16 protein-coding genes are annotated in these 13,503 nt (G+C 71.4%); 7 read left to right on the forward strand and 9 right to left on the reverse strand.

Annotation, left to right across the window (positions count from 1 at the left end; all coding sequences use genetic code 11):
* Positions 1–184: 184 nt before the first annotated feature.
* Together AQI70_RS34085 and AQI70_RS34090 are read right to left on the reverse strand one after the other, a co-directional pair.
* Positions 185–499 carry a hypothetical protein gene (locus AQI70_RS34085; RefSeq protein WP_159042734.1) on the reverse strand — a complete coding sequence of 105 codons (315 nt, stop codon included), beginning with the start codon at positions 497–499 and terminating at the stop codon, positions 185–187.
* A 28-nt stretch (positions 500–527) separates the two neighbouring features.
* The gene (locus AQI70_RS34090; protein WP_062156309.1) at positions 528–812 is read right to left on the reverse strand and encodes a hypothetical protein; all 285 of its coding nucleotides are present in this window, start codon (positions 810–812) and stop codon (positions 528–530) included.
* A gap of 60 nt (positions 813–872) precedes the next feature.
* Between AQI70_RS34090 and AQI70_RS34095 the strand changes: the two genes are divergently transcribed.
* Positions 873–1,880, forward strand: coding sequence for a DNA polymerase Y family protein (locus AQI70_RS34095; protein WP_107117142.1), 1,008 nt, complete (start codon positions 873–875; stop codon positions 1,878–1,880).
* A gap of 74 nt (positions 1,881–1,954) precedes the next feature.
* Here the strand turns inward: AQI70_RS34095 and AQI70_RS39710 are convergent, their stop codons facing one another.
* Positions 1,955–2,092 carry a hypothetical protein gene (locus tag AQI70_RS39710; RefSeq protein WP_004004102.1) on the reverse strand — a complete coding sequence of 46 codons (138 nt, stop codon included), beginning with the start codon at positions 2,090–2,092 and terminating at the stop codon, positions 1,955–1,957.
* Between the two features lie 148 nt (positions 2,093–2,240).
* Positions 2,241–2,627, reverse strand: a complete 387-nt coding sequence (locus tag AQI70_RS34100) for a hypothetical protein (RefSeq protein ID WP_062156310.1) — start codon at positions 2,625–2,627, stop codon at positions 2,241–2,243.
* A gap of 219 nt (positions 2,628–2,846) precedes the next feature.
* On the opposite strand from AQI70_RS34100, the gene AQI70_RS34105 reads away from it, so the two are divergent.
* On the forward strand, positions 2,847–3,221 hold the full coding sequence (locus tag AQI70_RS34105) for an STAS domain-containing protein (protein ID WP_062156311.1): 375 nt from the start codon (positions 2,847–2,849) through the stop codon (positions 3,219–3,221).
* An 89-nt stretch (positions 3,222–3,310) separates the two neighbouring features.
* On the opposite strand, the gene AQI70_RS34110 is transcribed toward AQI70_RS34105, so the two are convergent.
* Complete coding sequence (locus tag AQI70_RS34110) at positions 3,311–3,733, reverse strand: Hsp20/alpha crystallin family protein (RefSeq protein ID WP_062156312.1); 423 nt, start codon at positions 3,731–3,733, stop codon at positions 3,311–3,313.
* Between the two features lie 182 nt (positions 3,734–3,915).
* Here AQI70_RS34110 and AQI70_RS34115 point away from each other — a divergent pair, with 182 nt between their 5' ends.
* The 3 genes from AQI70_RS34115 to grpE all read left to right on the forward strand — a co-directional run bounded on the left by AQI70_RS34115 (position 3,916) and on the right by grpE (position 7,142).
* Entirely contained in the window at positions 3,916–4,410 is a 495-nt protein-coding gene (locus AQI70_RS34115; protein WP_062156313.1) for a J domain-containing protein, read from the forward strand.
* A gap of 261 nt (positions 4,411–4,671) precedes the next feature.
* Positions 4,672–6,561 (forward strand): molecular chaperone DnaK, encoded by a 1,890-nt coding sequence (gene dnaK / locus AQI70_RS34120; RefSeq protein ID WP_062156314.1) that lies wholly within the window; start codon positions 4,672–4,674, stop codon positions 6,559–6,561.
* Entirely contained in the window at positions 6,558–7,142 is a 585-nt protein-coding gene (gene grpE / locus AQI70_RS34125) for a nucleotide exchange factor GrpE (protein WP_063801651.1), read from the forward strand. Before dnaK ends, grpE begins: the two co-directional genes overlap by 4 nt.
* Before the next feature lie 66 nt (positions 7,143–7,208).
* Here the strand turns inward: grpE and AQI70_RS34130 are convergent, their stop codons facing one another.
* Positions 7,209–8,210 carry a glycoside hydrolase family 43 protein gene (locus tag AQI70_RS34130; protein WP_107117149.1) on the reverse strand — a complete coding sequence of 334 codons (1,002 nt, stop codon included), beginning with the start codon at positions 8,208–8,210 and terminating at the stop codon, positions 7,209–7,211.
* Between the two features lie 180 nt (positions 8,211–8,390).
* Here AQI70_RS34130 and AQI70_RS34135 point away from each other — a divergent pair, with 180 nt between their 5' ends.
* Together AQI70_RS34135 and AQI70_RS34140 are read left to right on the forward strand one after the other, a co-directional pair.
* Entirely contained in the window at positions 8,391–9,623 is a 1,233-nt protein-coding gene (locus tag AQI70_RS34135) for a glycoside hydrolase family 88 protein (protein WP_062156315.1), read from the forward strand.
* Between the two features lie 117 nt (positions 9,624–9,740).
* Entirely contained in the window at positions 9,741–10,379 is a 639-nt protein-coding gene (locus AQI70_RS34140) for an HAD family hydrolase (RefSeq protein WP_062156316.1), read from the forward strand.
* Positions 10,380–10,407: 28 nt separating this feature from the next.
* Here the strand turns inward: AQI70_RS34140 and AQI70_RS34145 are convergent, their stop codons facing one another.
* The 3 genes from AQI70_RS34145 to AQI70_RS34155 are packed head-to-tail and all read right to left on the reverse strand — an operon-like array spanning position 10,408 to position 13,492.
* Positions 10,408–11,409, reverse strand: a complete 1,002-nt coding sequence (locus AQI70_RS34145; RefSeq protein ID WP_079051594.1) for a TAXI family TRAP transporter solute-binding subunit — start codon at positions 11,407–11,409, stop codon at positions 10,408–10,410.
* Positions 11,406–12,824, reverse strand: a complete 1,419-nt coding sequence (locus tag AQI70_RS34150; RefSeq protein ID WP_062156317.1) for a sensor histidine kinase — start codon at positions 12,822–12,824, stop codon at positions 11,406–11,408. The genes AQI70_RS34145 and AQI70_RS34150 overlap by 4 nt, the downstream gene beginning before the upstream one ends.
* Positions 12,825–12,832: 8 nt before the next feature.
* Positions 12,833–13,492, reverse strand: a complete 660-nt coding sequence (locus AQI70_RS34155) for a response regulator transcription factor (protein ID WP_062156318.1) — start codon at positions 13,490–13,492, stop codon at positions 12,833–12,835.
* Positions 13,493–13,503: the final 11 nt, after the last annotated feature.

Raw genomic sequence — 13,503 nt, forward strand, 5'->3', positions numbered from 1 at the left:
TCGCGTGCTGGCGCACCGGAAGCGGTCAGTGTGCTCCGAGCCGCCGTCCAACACCGAAATCAGCGCTCCCTGCCCCACACATTCCGCGTTCACCAGGGGCGGTGTCACAGCCGAAGCACCGGAGGCGCCGGCAGCGACAGCAGCCGCGGAGACGAGCGTACCCAGGAGCATGGCGACGGTGCGGCTACCCATGGTTGATGAACACATCACGGTTCACGTTCTGAGGGCTCAGGCCCACCATAGGAATTCCCTGGCGCACGTTCTCCGCATTGAGAAGGTACGCCCCCACACCCTCGTTGACGAACTTGCGTTCCTGCACCGAGTTGGGGCTCAGCTGATTCGATGACTGGCCTTGCTGCAAGTTCTTCAAACTTACGAGCGGCGCCGGAGCGCGCCCGTCGGCGAGTGCTGCCGTGGCACCCATTCCCAACACACTCACCGCAGTACACGCCACCACGCCCACGCAGATGGGAACGCGACGCAAGTTCTGGATCATCATCATCCAATCGTCTGATCGAAGCTGGCCATTAACCGCAACGCCAGAACCTGACCGGCGTCACCGCCGCCCTGCGATAAGTCACCCGCAAGAGGCTGCTTCCAGTGCCCAGGTGCGGCGCCGTCTGCTGCCAGCCCGGCTGGTGGCGTCCACGCATGTTCTCGACGGTGGCGTCGTACAGCAGAAGCTTCCGGGTGAGGCCGGCATCGCACAGCACCACGACGGTCTGCTGGCCGAGCTGGATGCGTACCAGGTTGTCGCAGACAACGACGGCCGCTCGCCCACTGGCGTGGCCGGTCACACAGTCGTGCCGCATCAGGCTGCGCTCGCACGTTCGATTTGCGTTCGATAGCGTGAGGGGTGGGAGGTAGGTGTCATGGCCCTGGACGCGATGGCACGCGAGGTGTCGACCGTGATGCACGTGCGATGCCCGGACCCGCTGCCGGAGCGGACCTACCGGCAGGTCCTCGAACAGTTGGCGGACCTGTCCCCGGTGGTGCAGGCTCTGCCCCCGTCCGCGGCCCTGGTGGAGCTGAAGGGTGCGCTGCGGTACCACGGCGTGGATGCCCGTCGGCTCGGGGAGATCCTGCGGGACCGTACGATCTCCCGCCTCGGCGTCGATGTGCGGGTCGGTATCGGCCCTTCCGTCACGGTCGCGGCCACCGCCTCCGCCCGGATCCCCCCGCCGGGCGGTGTCCTCGCCATCAGCCCCGGCCAGGTCGCCGACTGGCTGGGGCCGTTGCCCGTCGAAGCCCTGCACGGCATCGGCCCGCGTCAGGCCGAGGTGCTGCGAGAGTACGGCATCCACTGCGTCGGTCTGCTCGCCGCCGTACCGCCGGCTACCGTGCAGCGCCTGCTGGGCGGCAAGGCGGGGCGCCTCGCCGCCGACCGGGCTCGCGGCGTCGATCCACGGCCGGTCGTTCCCCGCGCGCTGCCCGCCTCTGCCGCCGTCAGCTGTGCCTTCCCCCGTCCCGCCCTGGACGGTGCTCAGGTGCGGTCCTGCCTGCTCGACCTGGTCATGCAGCTCGGACGGCTGCTCCGCCGTCGCGGCCAGGCCGCCCGCGCCCTGACCCTGACCGTGCGGTTCGTCGGCGGCACCAGCTGGGAGAAGACCCGCCGCCTCGCCGAGCCGTCCGCACACGACGAGGACCTGCGCACTCTGGCCTGCCGGCTCATGGACGGCGCAGGCCTCCAGCGCGGCCGCCTGACCGGACTCGCCCTGAAAGGTGAGGACCTCCTCGACGCCGGCCAGGTCGCCGAGCAGCTCAGCCTCGACCGCGCGCGAGAGTCCCGCCTGGTCGCCGAAGAGGTCATGGACCGCATTCGCGACAAGTTCGGACCCGGTGCCATCGGGACCGTCGGCGCCTTCCGGCACGCGCCCTGATCCGTCCGGCGAAAGCCGTCCGCTGCGTCCGGTCGCCGACCAGTACGACGCGGCCGGGCCCGGGTGCTGGTCGGCTACTCGGAATCGTCCCCCTGGACCTGGTAGCTCTTGGTCCAGGTGGCCCCGCAGCGGCAGGAGAGGTGCTCCACGAGCTCACCGTTCTCGGAGACTCCGAGGCCCTGGTTGAGGCGGACGTGCACATGCTCGGACATGGGCAGACTTTCCTTCCCGCAAGCCCGCCGACTCGGAGGCAGGCTGAAAGCCTTCATTCTCCGCAGATGGGGCAAAGCTTGCGTAGGAGCCACGTCACATCCTGTAGCCCATTGAGTCCTCGGTGAGTCCTCGGTGAGCCCTCGGTGATCACCGGTCGGTCGGCGAGGTGGCCGGGGTGTCCTGCCGAGGCTGCTCATGGGCGTGCGCTTCCAGTGGTGGCACGCCATACCGGTCGGCGCGGTGCTGCTCGCGGGGAGCGGTGATCCTGAGCCGGGGGGTGTCGACGGCGCCGGGCGGCACGGGGATGGGTCGGCGGGCGGCGAGGCGGCCCACCCAGTGTCGGCCGCAGATCGGGCAGGGCGGCGCTCCCTGGGGCTCATAGGGGGACGTCACGCCGCGGCCATCGCGAGTGAAGTACTCCCATTCGTCCCCGTTGTCGTCGCGGTAGTGCTGCACGTCGTAGTCGACGCTCCACTTGTGCCAGCAGTGGCCGCAGGTGAATTCCACGCGCTCGACAGCCAACTCGGTAATCATCGGCTTGCCTCCTTTCGGATGGCCGTCGGCTCCAGCCTGGGTATTTGTCGTCATCTTGACCCTTACCTGTGGGTATTTTATGCACGTGACATGAGGGGTTTTGGGCGGTAAACCTGATTTGTCGGCTTTTTCGGATCCGCGGTCCGCGGTGTATCCGGCCCGGTCGGGGAACCTGATGCACTCCATGGCGAGCCGCACGACAGGAAAGGGGGCCGAGACATGGTGACCGGCGATGTCCTCTTGCCTCTTTCCCTGTCCCTGCGCCGCGAACAGGGGTGGTCCGTGCTGGATGTGTCCGGGCAGGTCTCCCTCGCCACTCGGGTCGAGCTGGCCGGGTACCTGGGCCGGCTCGCGGCGGCGAGGGCCCCGGCGCGCATCGTCGTCGATGTCTCGAACGTCGCTGTCTGCGATGCCGTGGGCCTCGGTGCGCTGTGGGCGGCGCATGTACGGGCCACTCAGCGGCCCGGCGACGAGCTGCGGCTGGTCTGCGGTGAGAGCCGCATGCTGCGCATCCTGGACGTCAGCGGGGTGGGCCGGGCCGTGCCGGTGTTCCGCACCGTGGGCGAGGCGCTGCAGTCGGGCGCCCCGGAGTGAACAGGTAGCCCTGGGGTGTGCCAGGAGTCCTGAGTGGGCCCGTCGTCCGACCGCTTCCACGTCGGGCCACGGGCCCGGTCGCCTGGCCGTCAGCCGGCGATCTCCTTCTTCTCCTCGGTGTGGCTGATCTCGATCTTTCGTGGCTTCGTCTCCTCGGCCGCCGGGATCCTGACCGTCAGCACCCCGGCGTCGTAACTGGCCTCGATGTGTTCGACGTCCAGGGACTCGCCGAGGAACAGCTGCCGCTGGAACACCCCGTGTGGCCGTTCGTCCGCGACCATCTCCGCCGGGGAAACCTCGGGTGCGGGGCGCTCGGCGCGCACGGTCAGCACGTTCTGCTCGACACTCAGATCGATGCCGTCCGGGTCGACGCCGGGAAGGTCCACATGGACCCAGACCGCACCTTCGCGCTCGTAGGCGTCCATCGGCATGGTCGCCGGCCGGGCCACGGTGCCCAGGAACTGCTCGGTCAGGCGGTCCAGTTCACGGAAGGGATCGGTGCGCAGCAGCATCGCCGTCACGCTCCTCTGGGATGGTGACAGGGCCGTCTTCGAGGGCCGCTTCCACTAACCGCTCTCACTGCCCATATACCTCAAACCGGGGCATATTGACAATGGGTGAGTGAGGATATATCCAGTGCTGATAGGAGATTTCTGGTGTTTGCGCAGGTCGAGCGACCGGGGAGGTGAGGGCGATGCCCGAGCGGCGGCCCCGGCGGGACCACTACGCGGTGCTCGGCGTGCCGTCGTCCGCCACCGCCGGGCAGATCACCTCCGCGTATCGCCGGCTGGTGCGTTCGCTGCATCCGGACTCCCGGCCGGAGCGTCCGGCGGCGGCGCAGGGCCTCGCCGACGTCCTCGCCGCCTACGAGACGCTGCGCGATCCGGGGCGGCGCGCGGCATACGACGCGGGGCGCGGCAGTCCGGCGCCGCGTGCGGCGACGGCCGGTCGGCCGGTACCCGTCCGTGTCACCCGAAGGACAGGGACCTCCCCGGTGAGGCCGGCGGCCCCGAGTCGGATGCGGCGCGAGACCTCAAGCCTGCTGGACGCGCCTGAAGGCCTTCTCTTTTCCGTCTCGTCGCGCATCGGCTCACCGCTCGCGGTCCTTCCCCTGGGGTGGGACGACCTGAGTTTCGCGGGGCGGGTCATACGGCAGTGGCTGTCGCAGACGGACCCGGGGCCGCGCTAGACGGCCGCGTCGGCCTATGCCTGGCAGCCCATGACTCCCGGCCTTCCACGGGCCGTGAAAGCGTCCAAAGCGGCGGAGACCGGTATTTCTTGACAACCCGGGATGTGGAAATTATCCAGACTCTTAGCGAGGTGCAGCGGCGGCCGGAGAGCCGCGCACACGCCCCCCCCGTGGCCGATAGCCGAGCGGCCCCGGCCGGTCACCCGCCCGGTCGGGCGACGGCGTCGGCACGGGTCTGGGACGCAGATGGAGGAGAGGACCATGGCGCGTGCAGTGGGAATCGACCTCGGTACGACGAACTCGGTGGTCTGCGTGCTGGAGGGCGGCGAGCCCACGGTCATCACCAACACGGAAGGGGCGCGGACCACCCCGTCCGTGGTCGCCTTCGCCAAGAGCGGCGAGGTACTGGTGGGTGAGGTGGCCAAGCGTCAGGCCGTCACGAACGTGGAGCGTACGGTGCGTTCCGTCAAGCGTCACATGGGTGACGCGCAGTGGCGCTTCCCGGACTCGGGAAGTGTCGACGGCAAGCGGTACACGGCGCAGGAGATCTCCGCGCGGGTGCTGCAGAAGCTCAAGCGGGACGCGGAGGCGTACCTCGGCGAGGACGTCACGGACGCGGTCATCACCGTACCGGCGTACTTCAACGACTCCCAGCGCACCGCGACCAAGGAGGCGGGGGAGATCGCCGGGCTGAAGGTGCTGCGGATCATCAACGAGCCCACCTCCGCGGCCCTCGCCTACGGCCTGGACAAGGAGAACGACCAGACGGTTCTCGTCTTCGACCTCGGCGGCGGCACCTTCGACGTGTCGTTGCTGGAGATCGGCGAGGGCGTGGTCGAGGTCAAGGCCACCAACGGTGATACGCACCTGGGCGGCGACGACTGGGACCAGCGCGTCGTCGAGCACCTGGCCAAGCAGTTCAAGAACAGCTACGGCGTCGACCTGACCAAGGACAAGATGGCCGTGCAGCGGCTGCGGGAGGCGGCGGAGCGGGCGAAGATCGAGCTGTCGTCGTCCTCGGAGACGACGATCAACCTGCCGTACATCACCGCCTCCGCGGAGGGCCCGCTGCACCTGGAGGAGAAGCTGACCCGCGCTCAGTTCCAGCAGTTGACGGCGGACCTGCTGGAGCGGTGCAAGGGTCCGTTCCACAATGCGATCAAGGACGCCCGGATCAAGGTGTCCGACATCGACCACGTCATCCTGGTCGGCGGCTCGACGAGGATGCCGGCGGTGACCGACCTGGTGCGGGAGCTGACCGGCAAGGACCCGCACAAGGGCGTCAACCCCGACGAGGTCGTGGCCGTCGGCGCCGCCCTGCAGGCCGGTGTGCTCAAGGGCGAGGTCAAGGACGTCCTGCTCCTCGACGTGACCCCGCTGTCCCTCGGTATCGAGACCAAGGGCGGCATCATGACCAAGCTGATCGAGCGCAACACCACGATCCCGACGAAGCGCTCGGAGATCTTCACGACGGCCGAGGACAACCAGCCGTCCGTGCAGATCCAGGTCTACCAGGGCGAGCGCGAGATCGCGGCGTACAACAAGAAGCTCGGCATGTTCGAGCTGACCGGTCTGCCGCCGGCCCCGCGCGGGGTGCCGCAGATCGAGGTCACCTTCGACATCGACGCCAACGGCATCATGCACGTCTCCGCCAAGGACCTCGGCACCGGCAGGGAGCAGCGCATGACGGTCACCGGTGGTTCGTCGCTCCCGAAGGAGGACATCGACCGCATGATGCGCGAGGCCGAGCAGTACGCCGAGGAGGACCACCGCCGCCGGGAGGCCGCCGAGACCCGCAACCGGGCCGAGCAGGTCGCCTACCAGACCGAACGGCTGCTCGCCGACAACGCCGACAAGATCCCCGGCGAGGTCAGGAGCGAGGTCGACAGCGCCCTGGCGGAGCTCAAGGAGGCGCTGAAGGCGGAGCCGGCGGACGGCGACCGCACCGCCGCCCTGCGGCAGGCCACCGACAGGGTGACCGCCGCGGCGCAGAAGGTGGGCACCGCCATGTACGCCCAGGCGCAGGGCCGGCAGGAGGCGACCGGCGGCCAGGCAGGCACCGGCGGCCAGGCAGGCACCGCCGCCCAGGACGAGGAGGTCGTCGACGCGGAGATCGTCGACGAGGACAAGCGACAGGAGGGCGCCGGATGACCCGTCCGAGCGACACCGACGGCCGCGGGGAGCGCCCGCTGTCGATCATCCGGGACAACCGACGGCGGAGTCCGGGAACCAGCCTGGAGCTCCGCCGCCGAGGCGACGTGGCGCCGGCCCGGCGGACGGACGCGGCCGCCTGCGAGGCCGACCTGCTGCGGGAGCAACTGCGTGAGCGCACAGCGGATCTGCGGCGACTGAAGTCCGAGTACGACACCTACCGCAAGCGCGTCCACCGCGACCGCCGCGCGGTCGGCGAGATAGCCGTGGCCAACGTGCTCTCCGGCCTCCTGCCCGTCCTCGACGCCATTGACCAGGCCCGTCGGCTGGGAGACGTCACCGGCGGCTTCCAGCGGGTCGCCGACGTACTGCACACCGAACTGGCGTCCCTGGGCCTGCGGTCTTTCGGCTCGGCGGGCGATCCCTTCGACCCCGCCGCGCACGAGGCCGTCTCCTGCACCCGCTCCGACCGCGTCGAGCGGCCCACCTGCACCGCGATCCTGCGCCCCGGCTACCGCGTCGGCGACCAGCTGCTGCGGCCCGCTCAGGTCGAGGTCGCCGAACCGCCGGGCGGCCGGTGAGGCACCCGCTCATCGGCACGCCCCGCTGCGGAGTCCGCCCTTCAGCCGGTCCCGGACAGGACCGTGTCATCCCCCGCCATCGAGGTCGGTCCGTTGCCGGAGCACCCGTAGCTCGTGCCCCTGGAACTCCATCTCGTACAGCTTCCCGCGCGCGTCCTCGAACGGGCGGTGCACGATCATCATCAGCCGGCCGTCGAAACTGTGGAACAGCATGCCGTGACCGCTGTCGTCGCGGACCAGGGGCCGGTGCTGGCGCCAGGGCCCCGCGACGGTGCCGGACTCCGAGACGGCGTACGTCTGCACATAGCCGCCGCCGACGGTGCCGTCCGGGCCGGGCACGTCCTTCTCGTACGTCGACCACAGCATGATCAAGGACCCCTCCGGGGCGCGGTACAACTGCGGACCGTCGGTGACATAGGGCGGGAGCTGATGCGGCACGCCGCCGGGGATCTGCTCGCTGATCCACGACGCGTCCGAGGCCTTGAACAGGAAGAGAGGGTCCCCGACGGTCCGGGTCAGGTCCGGGGCCAGCCGGACGGCCTCCATGGTTCCGTCGATGGTCTGCAGCCACTCGTGTGCGTACACCATCCAGGGCTGCCCGGACGGGTCGACGTAGAGCGTTCCGTCGAGGGTCATGAGGTGCGCGGGCGGTGTGGGGCGTGCGGCGTCGAGCACGGTGAACGGGCCGAGCAGGGAGTCCGACACGGCGATGACCGTGCCGCGCATGTAGTTCGCGAGCGGCAACGGCGTGCCCCAGCGGCCGGGCGGCGGCACCGGGAGTTCCCTGTCCTGGTTGTGCAGCGTGGTGAACAGGTAGTACCGGCCGCCCCATGTGTGCACCTCCGGGGCCCATCCACCCTCCGTCGCCCAGATTCCCTCCTGTTCCTCCGTCAGGAAGACCACGACGGGGCGCGTCCAGTCACGAAGGTCCTGGCTGCGGTAGACCATCGTGCCGACGCCGTCCACGCCCGACACGGCCGGGACGTTGGACGTGTAGAGGTAGTAGGTGCGGGTCGTCCCGTCGGCGACGACGAACGGGTCGTGCAGCGGCATGTCGGGAAGCCGCATCGGCTGGGTCTCGGGCACGGGCGAAGGATACGTCGCAGTGATGCCGGCGAAAGCCGCCCCTGGTTCGCCGGAACTCGCGTTCACATTGATGAACATCGCTCACGTGGGTGTACATAGGTGTGTCCCTCGTGCAAGGCTCGGTTAACTCCTTTCTCCCGTAGTCCAGTTGGAGGGACGGGCATGAGTGTTTCCCGGCGTACTGTGCTGGCCACCGCGGCGGGCGCCGCAGCGATATGTGCAACCTCCACACCGGCCGAGGCCGCGGGCGCGACCGCCGCTCCGGCCATGGCACCGAACCTGCGCAAGCTCCGCGCGGCGGCCGACTACGCCGTCGACAAGCTCCGCACCGTCGCGCCCGACGTGACGGCCTTTCCCGTCGGCACGAAGTTCGAGAAGTGGGCGTACTCGCAGAGCGGCGACTGGGTCGGCGGATTCTGGCCGGGAACGCTGTGGATGGCATGGCTCCACAGCAAGGACGCCGCCTTCCGCACCTGGGCACTGGCCTCGGCGCAGAAACTGGCACCGCGCCGGCACGACACCGGCACGCACGACCTCGGCTTCCTCTTCTACCCGTCGTGGGTCACCGCCTGGCGGCTGACGGGCGACGACAGATGGCGGACGGGCGCCCTGCAGGCCGCCGACTCCCTGATCCAGCGGTACAACCCGCGCGGGCGCTTCATCAGAGCCTGGGGCGCACTCGACGACCCGAAGAACGCCGGCCGCGTCATCATCGACACGATGATGAACCTCGATCTGCTCGCCTTCGCGAGCCGGCAGACCGGCGACGAGAGGTACCTGGACATCGCCGTGGAGCACGCGAGGACCACGCAGCGGGTCTTCCCGCGCCCCGACGGATCGACCCCGCACGTGTACGACTTCGACCCGGACAGCGGGGCGCCGATCGGCCCGAACACCGTGCAGGGATACAGCCCCACGTCGTGCTGGTCGCGCGGCCAGGCCTGGGGCCTGTACGGGTTCACCACGATGTACCGACGCACCGGGAACCCCGAGTTCCTGGCCACCGCACGCGCACTCGCGGACTTCGCGGTGGGAGCGCTGAGCCCGGACCACGTTCCGGTGTGGGACTACCGTGCCCCGCAACAGCCCCACGACATCAAGGACGCGTCGGCCGGCGCGATCATGGCCTGCGGCCTGCTCGACCTGTCCACGGCCACCGGCAGGCCCGCCTATCGCGAGGTGGCGCTACGGCTGCTCACCGCGCTGTCCGAGACCTGCCTGACGAGGAACTCGGCCCGCGCGGACGCGGTCGTCGCCCGCTGCACGCGCAACCGGCCGGCCGAGGACGGGATCGAGATCTCCCTCCCGTACGCCGACTACTACCTCCTGGAAGGAATCCTGCGCGTACTGCGGCCGCAGGACGTCGACCGAGCGATCGACCTGTCCACGGTCTGACCCCCGTGCCGGACAGGGCTGTTCGGTCCGCGTGGCGCCCGGCCTCCGCCGTCCCGCCTACAGGCTGCCGCCTGGCATGATCACCGGGTGATCGGTGAAGCTGCGCGGCCGGGCCGCATGAAGTACGTCCTGTTCGACGTCGACGGCACGTTGATCGACGCGGTGAGCAACCAGCGCCGCGTCTGGGCCACTTGGGCCCAGCGGTACGGGCTGGACGCGGACGAGGTCTACCGGACGGCGCTGCGGAGCCGGCCGATGGAGACGTTCGCCCAGGTCGCCCCGGACCGGGATCCGCGCGAGTGCCTGGCCGTGCTGCACGAGCTGGAGGACGAGGACGTCCGCACCGGCGTCTACGCGGCCTTCGACGGTGCGCCGGACCTGCTGCACGGCCTGCCGCCGGGGTCTTGGGCGCTGGTGACCTCGAACTACGAGCACCGGGTGCGGGGCCGCTTTCGGCGGACGGGCCTGCCGGTGCCGGGCGTGATCGTGGACGCGGCCGCTGTCGAGGAGGGCAAACCCTCACCCGATCCGTATCTGCGGGCCGCCACGCGACTCGGAGCCGAGCCGGGGGACTGCCTGGTCGTCGAGGACGCCCCCTCGGGAGTGCGGTCCGGGCTGCGGGCCGGGATGACGGTGTGGGGCGTGAACGCACCCACCGCAGTGGAGGGCGTGCATCGCCACTTCGGCACTCTGCGGGAGGCGGTCCCGCACATCTTGGCCTTCGCGTCCGGACCGCAGGGGAACGCCGCGGCCTGAGAGCGTTAGCCGGGCCGGGCCCGGGCTCTCAGCCGTGCAGTTCGCGGTAGGCGACGACCGCCCCGGGATGCAGCGGCACGACGCCGGTGGAGATCAGGCTGCGGACGTCGAGGAACTGGGTACCGAGGGCCGTGCTCGGGACGAGCCTCGTGGCGTGGCGCACCAGCACGCGGGTGAGGGCGGCGGCGACGGGTTCGGGCAGGTCGGGGCGGCACAGCAGCAGGTTGGCCACGCCGATGGTGGCCACCTCGGGCGTGCCGCGGTACGCCCCCGCCGGCACGGTCACCGCCTCCAGTCCCGATCCGGACCGTCCCGTACCGGCGCGCAGGCGGGGGAGGAGGCCGGCCAGCGGCAGCAGGCGGATGCCGGGCCGGGCGTCGAGCCCGGAGAGCACCGGCAGCGGTACGCCGCCCGCGACCAGCAGGGCGTCGACGGTGCCGTCCCGCATCGCGCGTGCCGCCTCGGGCATCAGCAGGTGGCGGACGTGGACGTCGGTGCCCGGGGTCAGGCCTGCGGCGCGCAGCAGGCGGTCGCCGAGCACGGCACCGCCGGAGGCGGGCGCGCCGAGCGAGACGGTGTGCCCCGCCAGGCCCGCGACCGTGCGGATGCGCGCGTCGGCGCGGACGGCCAGCTGGACGTAGTTCTCGTAGACCCGGCCGATCGCACGCAGGGGAACCGGGCGGCCGAACGGCCCCGAGCCGCCGTACGCCGCCCACGCGATGTCGGCCAGAGCCAGAGCCACCTCGGCCCCACGCCCCTGGAGCAGCCGTACGTTGGCCACGCTGCCCTCGCTGTGGAGCACCTCGCAGGACATCCGGGGCCAGGCCGCCGTCACCTGCTCGGCGAGCAGCCGGCCGAAGGCCGCGTAGAAGCCGTCGGTCTCGCCGGTCGCGATCCGCAGTCTGCCCTCCGGGCCGCGGTCGGCGTACCGTGCGTCGGCCGCGGCGGCGGCTGCGAGCAGTCCGCCGCACGCTGTGCCGAGGGCGGCGCGCAGCACGGTGCGGCGGGCGGGGGCCGGCGCGTCGGTCATGCTGTACGCCCCTGCGGACAGGACGTGCCGTGTTCGGCACCGGGAAGCGCGACCCTGACCCGCAGGCCGTGCGGCTGGGCCGACGCGAACTCGACACGTCCGCCACGGCCGGCCACCAGCTGCTCGGCGATCGCCAGGCCGAGGCCGCTGCCGCGTACGTCGCGGTGGCGCTCCGAGCGCCAGAAGCGGGTGCCGGCCTGGCGGAGTTCGCCGGCGGCCAGGCCCGGGCCGTCGTCCCGTACCTCGAACACCGCGTCCGGGCCCTCGGTGAAGCAGCGCGCCTCGACGCGGGCGCCGCCGCCGGCGTACTTGATGGCGTTGTCGAGCAGGATGTCGGCCACCTGGGCCAGCTCGCCCTTTGCGCAGGCCATGAGCACGGCGGGCCCGGCGACGAACTCCACCCGGACCCCGGCCTGCTCGGCCACCGGTTGCCACAGCTGGACCTGGGCCGCGGCGACCGCCGTCGCGTCGCAGCGCGTTTCCCGGGCGTCCGTCACCGCCAGCTCACCGGCGCGGTGTTCGGCGTCGGCGAGGGCGAGCAGGTCGTCCAGGAGGTGCTCCATCCGTTCGAGCTCGGCCGTCACGCCCCTGTACGTGCGGGCGGCGGAGTCGGGCAGGCGGGGCTGGAGCGAGTCGATGCGCAGGCGCAGCGCGGCGAGCGGGTTGCGCAGCTGGTGCGAGGTGTCGGCCACCAGGCGCCGCTGCTGCTCCAGCGCGGTGGTCACCGCGTCCGCCATGCGGTTGAAGCCGGTGGCCAGCTGCCGCAGCTCCGGCGGACCGCCGGCCCGGGCATGCTCGGCAGGCAGCCCGGCCGCCAGCGCGCCGACCGCGCGGTCCAGGCGATGCAGGGGGCGTACGACCCACCGCGTTGCGGCGCGGGCGAGCAGCAGGCAAGCCACGGCGAACAGGCCCGCGCCCGCCAGGACCAGCGCCCAGCGCAGGGCGATGTCGTCGGCGGCGGCCCGCACCGAGGCGCGCAGCACCACCGCGCCGGACACCCGGGTGCCGGTGCCCACCGGGCGGGCGAGCAGCTTCTCCCCGCCGGACCAGGGACGCAGCGTGCCGCCGGGCGAGACGGGCTGGTTGCGCAGCGCCGCGTCGACGAGGCGGGCCACGGCCGGGTCGGCGGCCCGCATCCCGCCGGACTGCACCACCGGGGCACGGCGGGCGTCGACGACCACGACCGCCTCGCCGTACAACTCGGTGTACCGGCTGACCTCGGCGGTCAGCGCACCCGTGTCGCCGCTCTCGGCGGCCTGCTCGGCCAGCCCGGCGAAGCGGTCGAGGTCGGCGGTGCGGGCCGCGACGAGCTGCTCGGTGCGCTGCGCGGCGGTGACGCCCAGCAGGGGGACGGCGAAACCGGCCACCGCGAGCACCGCGAAGGCCAGGACGACGGTCAGTACCCGGGTACGCATGGGCCCGTTCAGTCGCCGAACCGGTAGCCGAAGCCGCGGATGGTGGTCAGCACCTCGGGGCGGCCGAGTTTGGCCCGCAGCTGGGTGAGATGGACGTCGAGCGAGCGGGACACGGCCAGGTAGGCGTCGCCCCACACCTCGTCCATCAGCTGCTGACGGCTGACCGCCGTACCGGCCCGGGCCGCCAGCGCGGCGAGGACGGCGAACTCCTTGGTGGTCAGCCGCACCTCGGCACCGCCGACCGTCACCCGGCGCGCGTCGAGGTCGACCTCGACGTCACCGGCCCGCACGGTGCGCGGTGCCGGAGCGGCGGACGTGGTGGCGCGGCGGGTGACGGCCTCGATACGGGCCAGCAGCTCGGCCAGCCGTACCGGCTTGACGAGGTAGTCGTCGGCGCCCAGCCGCAGGCCGCGCACCACCGACCGTTCGTCGCCCCGCGCGGTGAGGACCACCACCGGAAGACCGCTCACCGCGCGCAGCTTGCGCAGCACCTCCAGCCCGTCGACGTCGGGCAGGCCGAGGTCGAGCAGCAGCAGGTCGGTCTGGCGGTGGCGGGTGAGGACGTCCTCGCCGCGGCGGACCCGGGCGGGCAGGTGACCGTGCTCGTACAGGGCCTCGGTGAGCGCACCGGCCACACCGTCGTCGTCCTCGGCCAGCAGTACGCGCACGGTCGCCTCCC

This window comes from Streptomyces curacoi, from assembly GCF_001513975.1.
Taxonomy (GTDB): domain Bacteria; phylum Actinomycetota; class Actinomycetes; order Streptomycetales; family Streptomycetaceae; genus Streptomyces; species Streptomyces curacoi.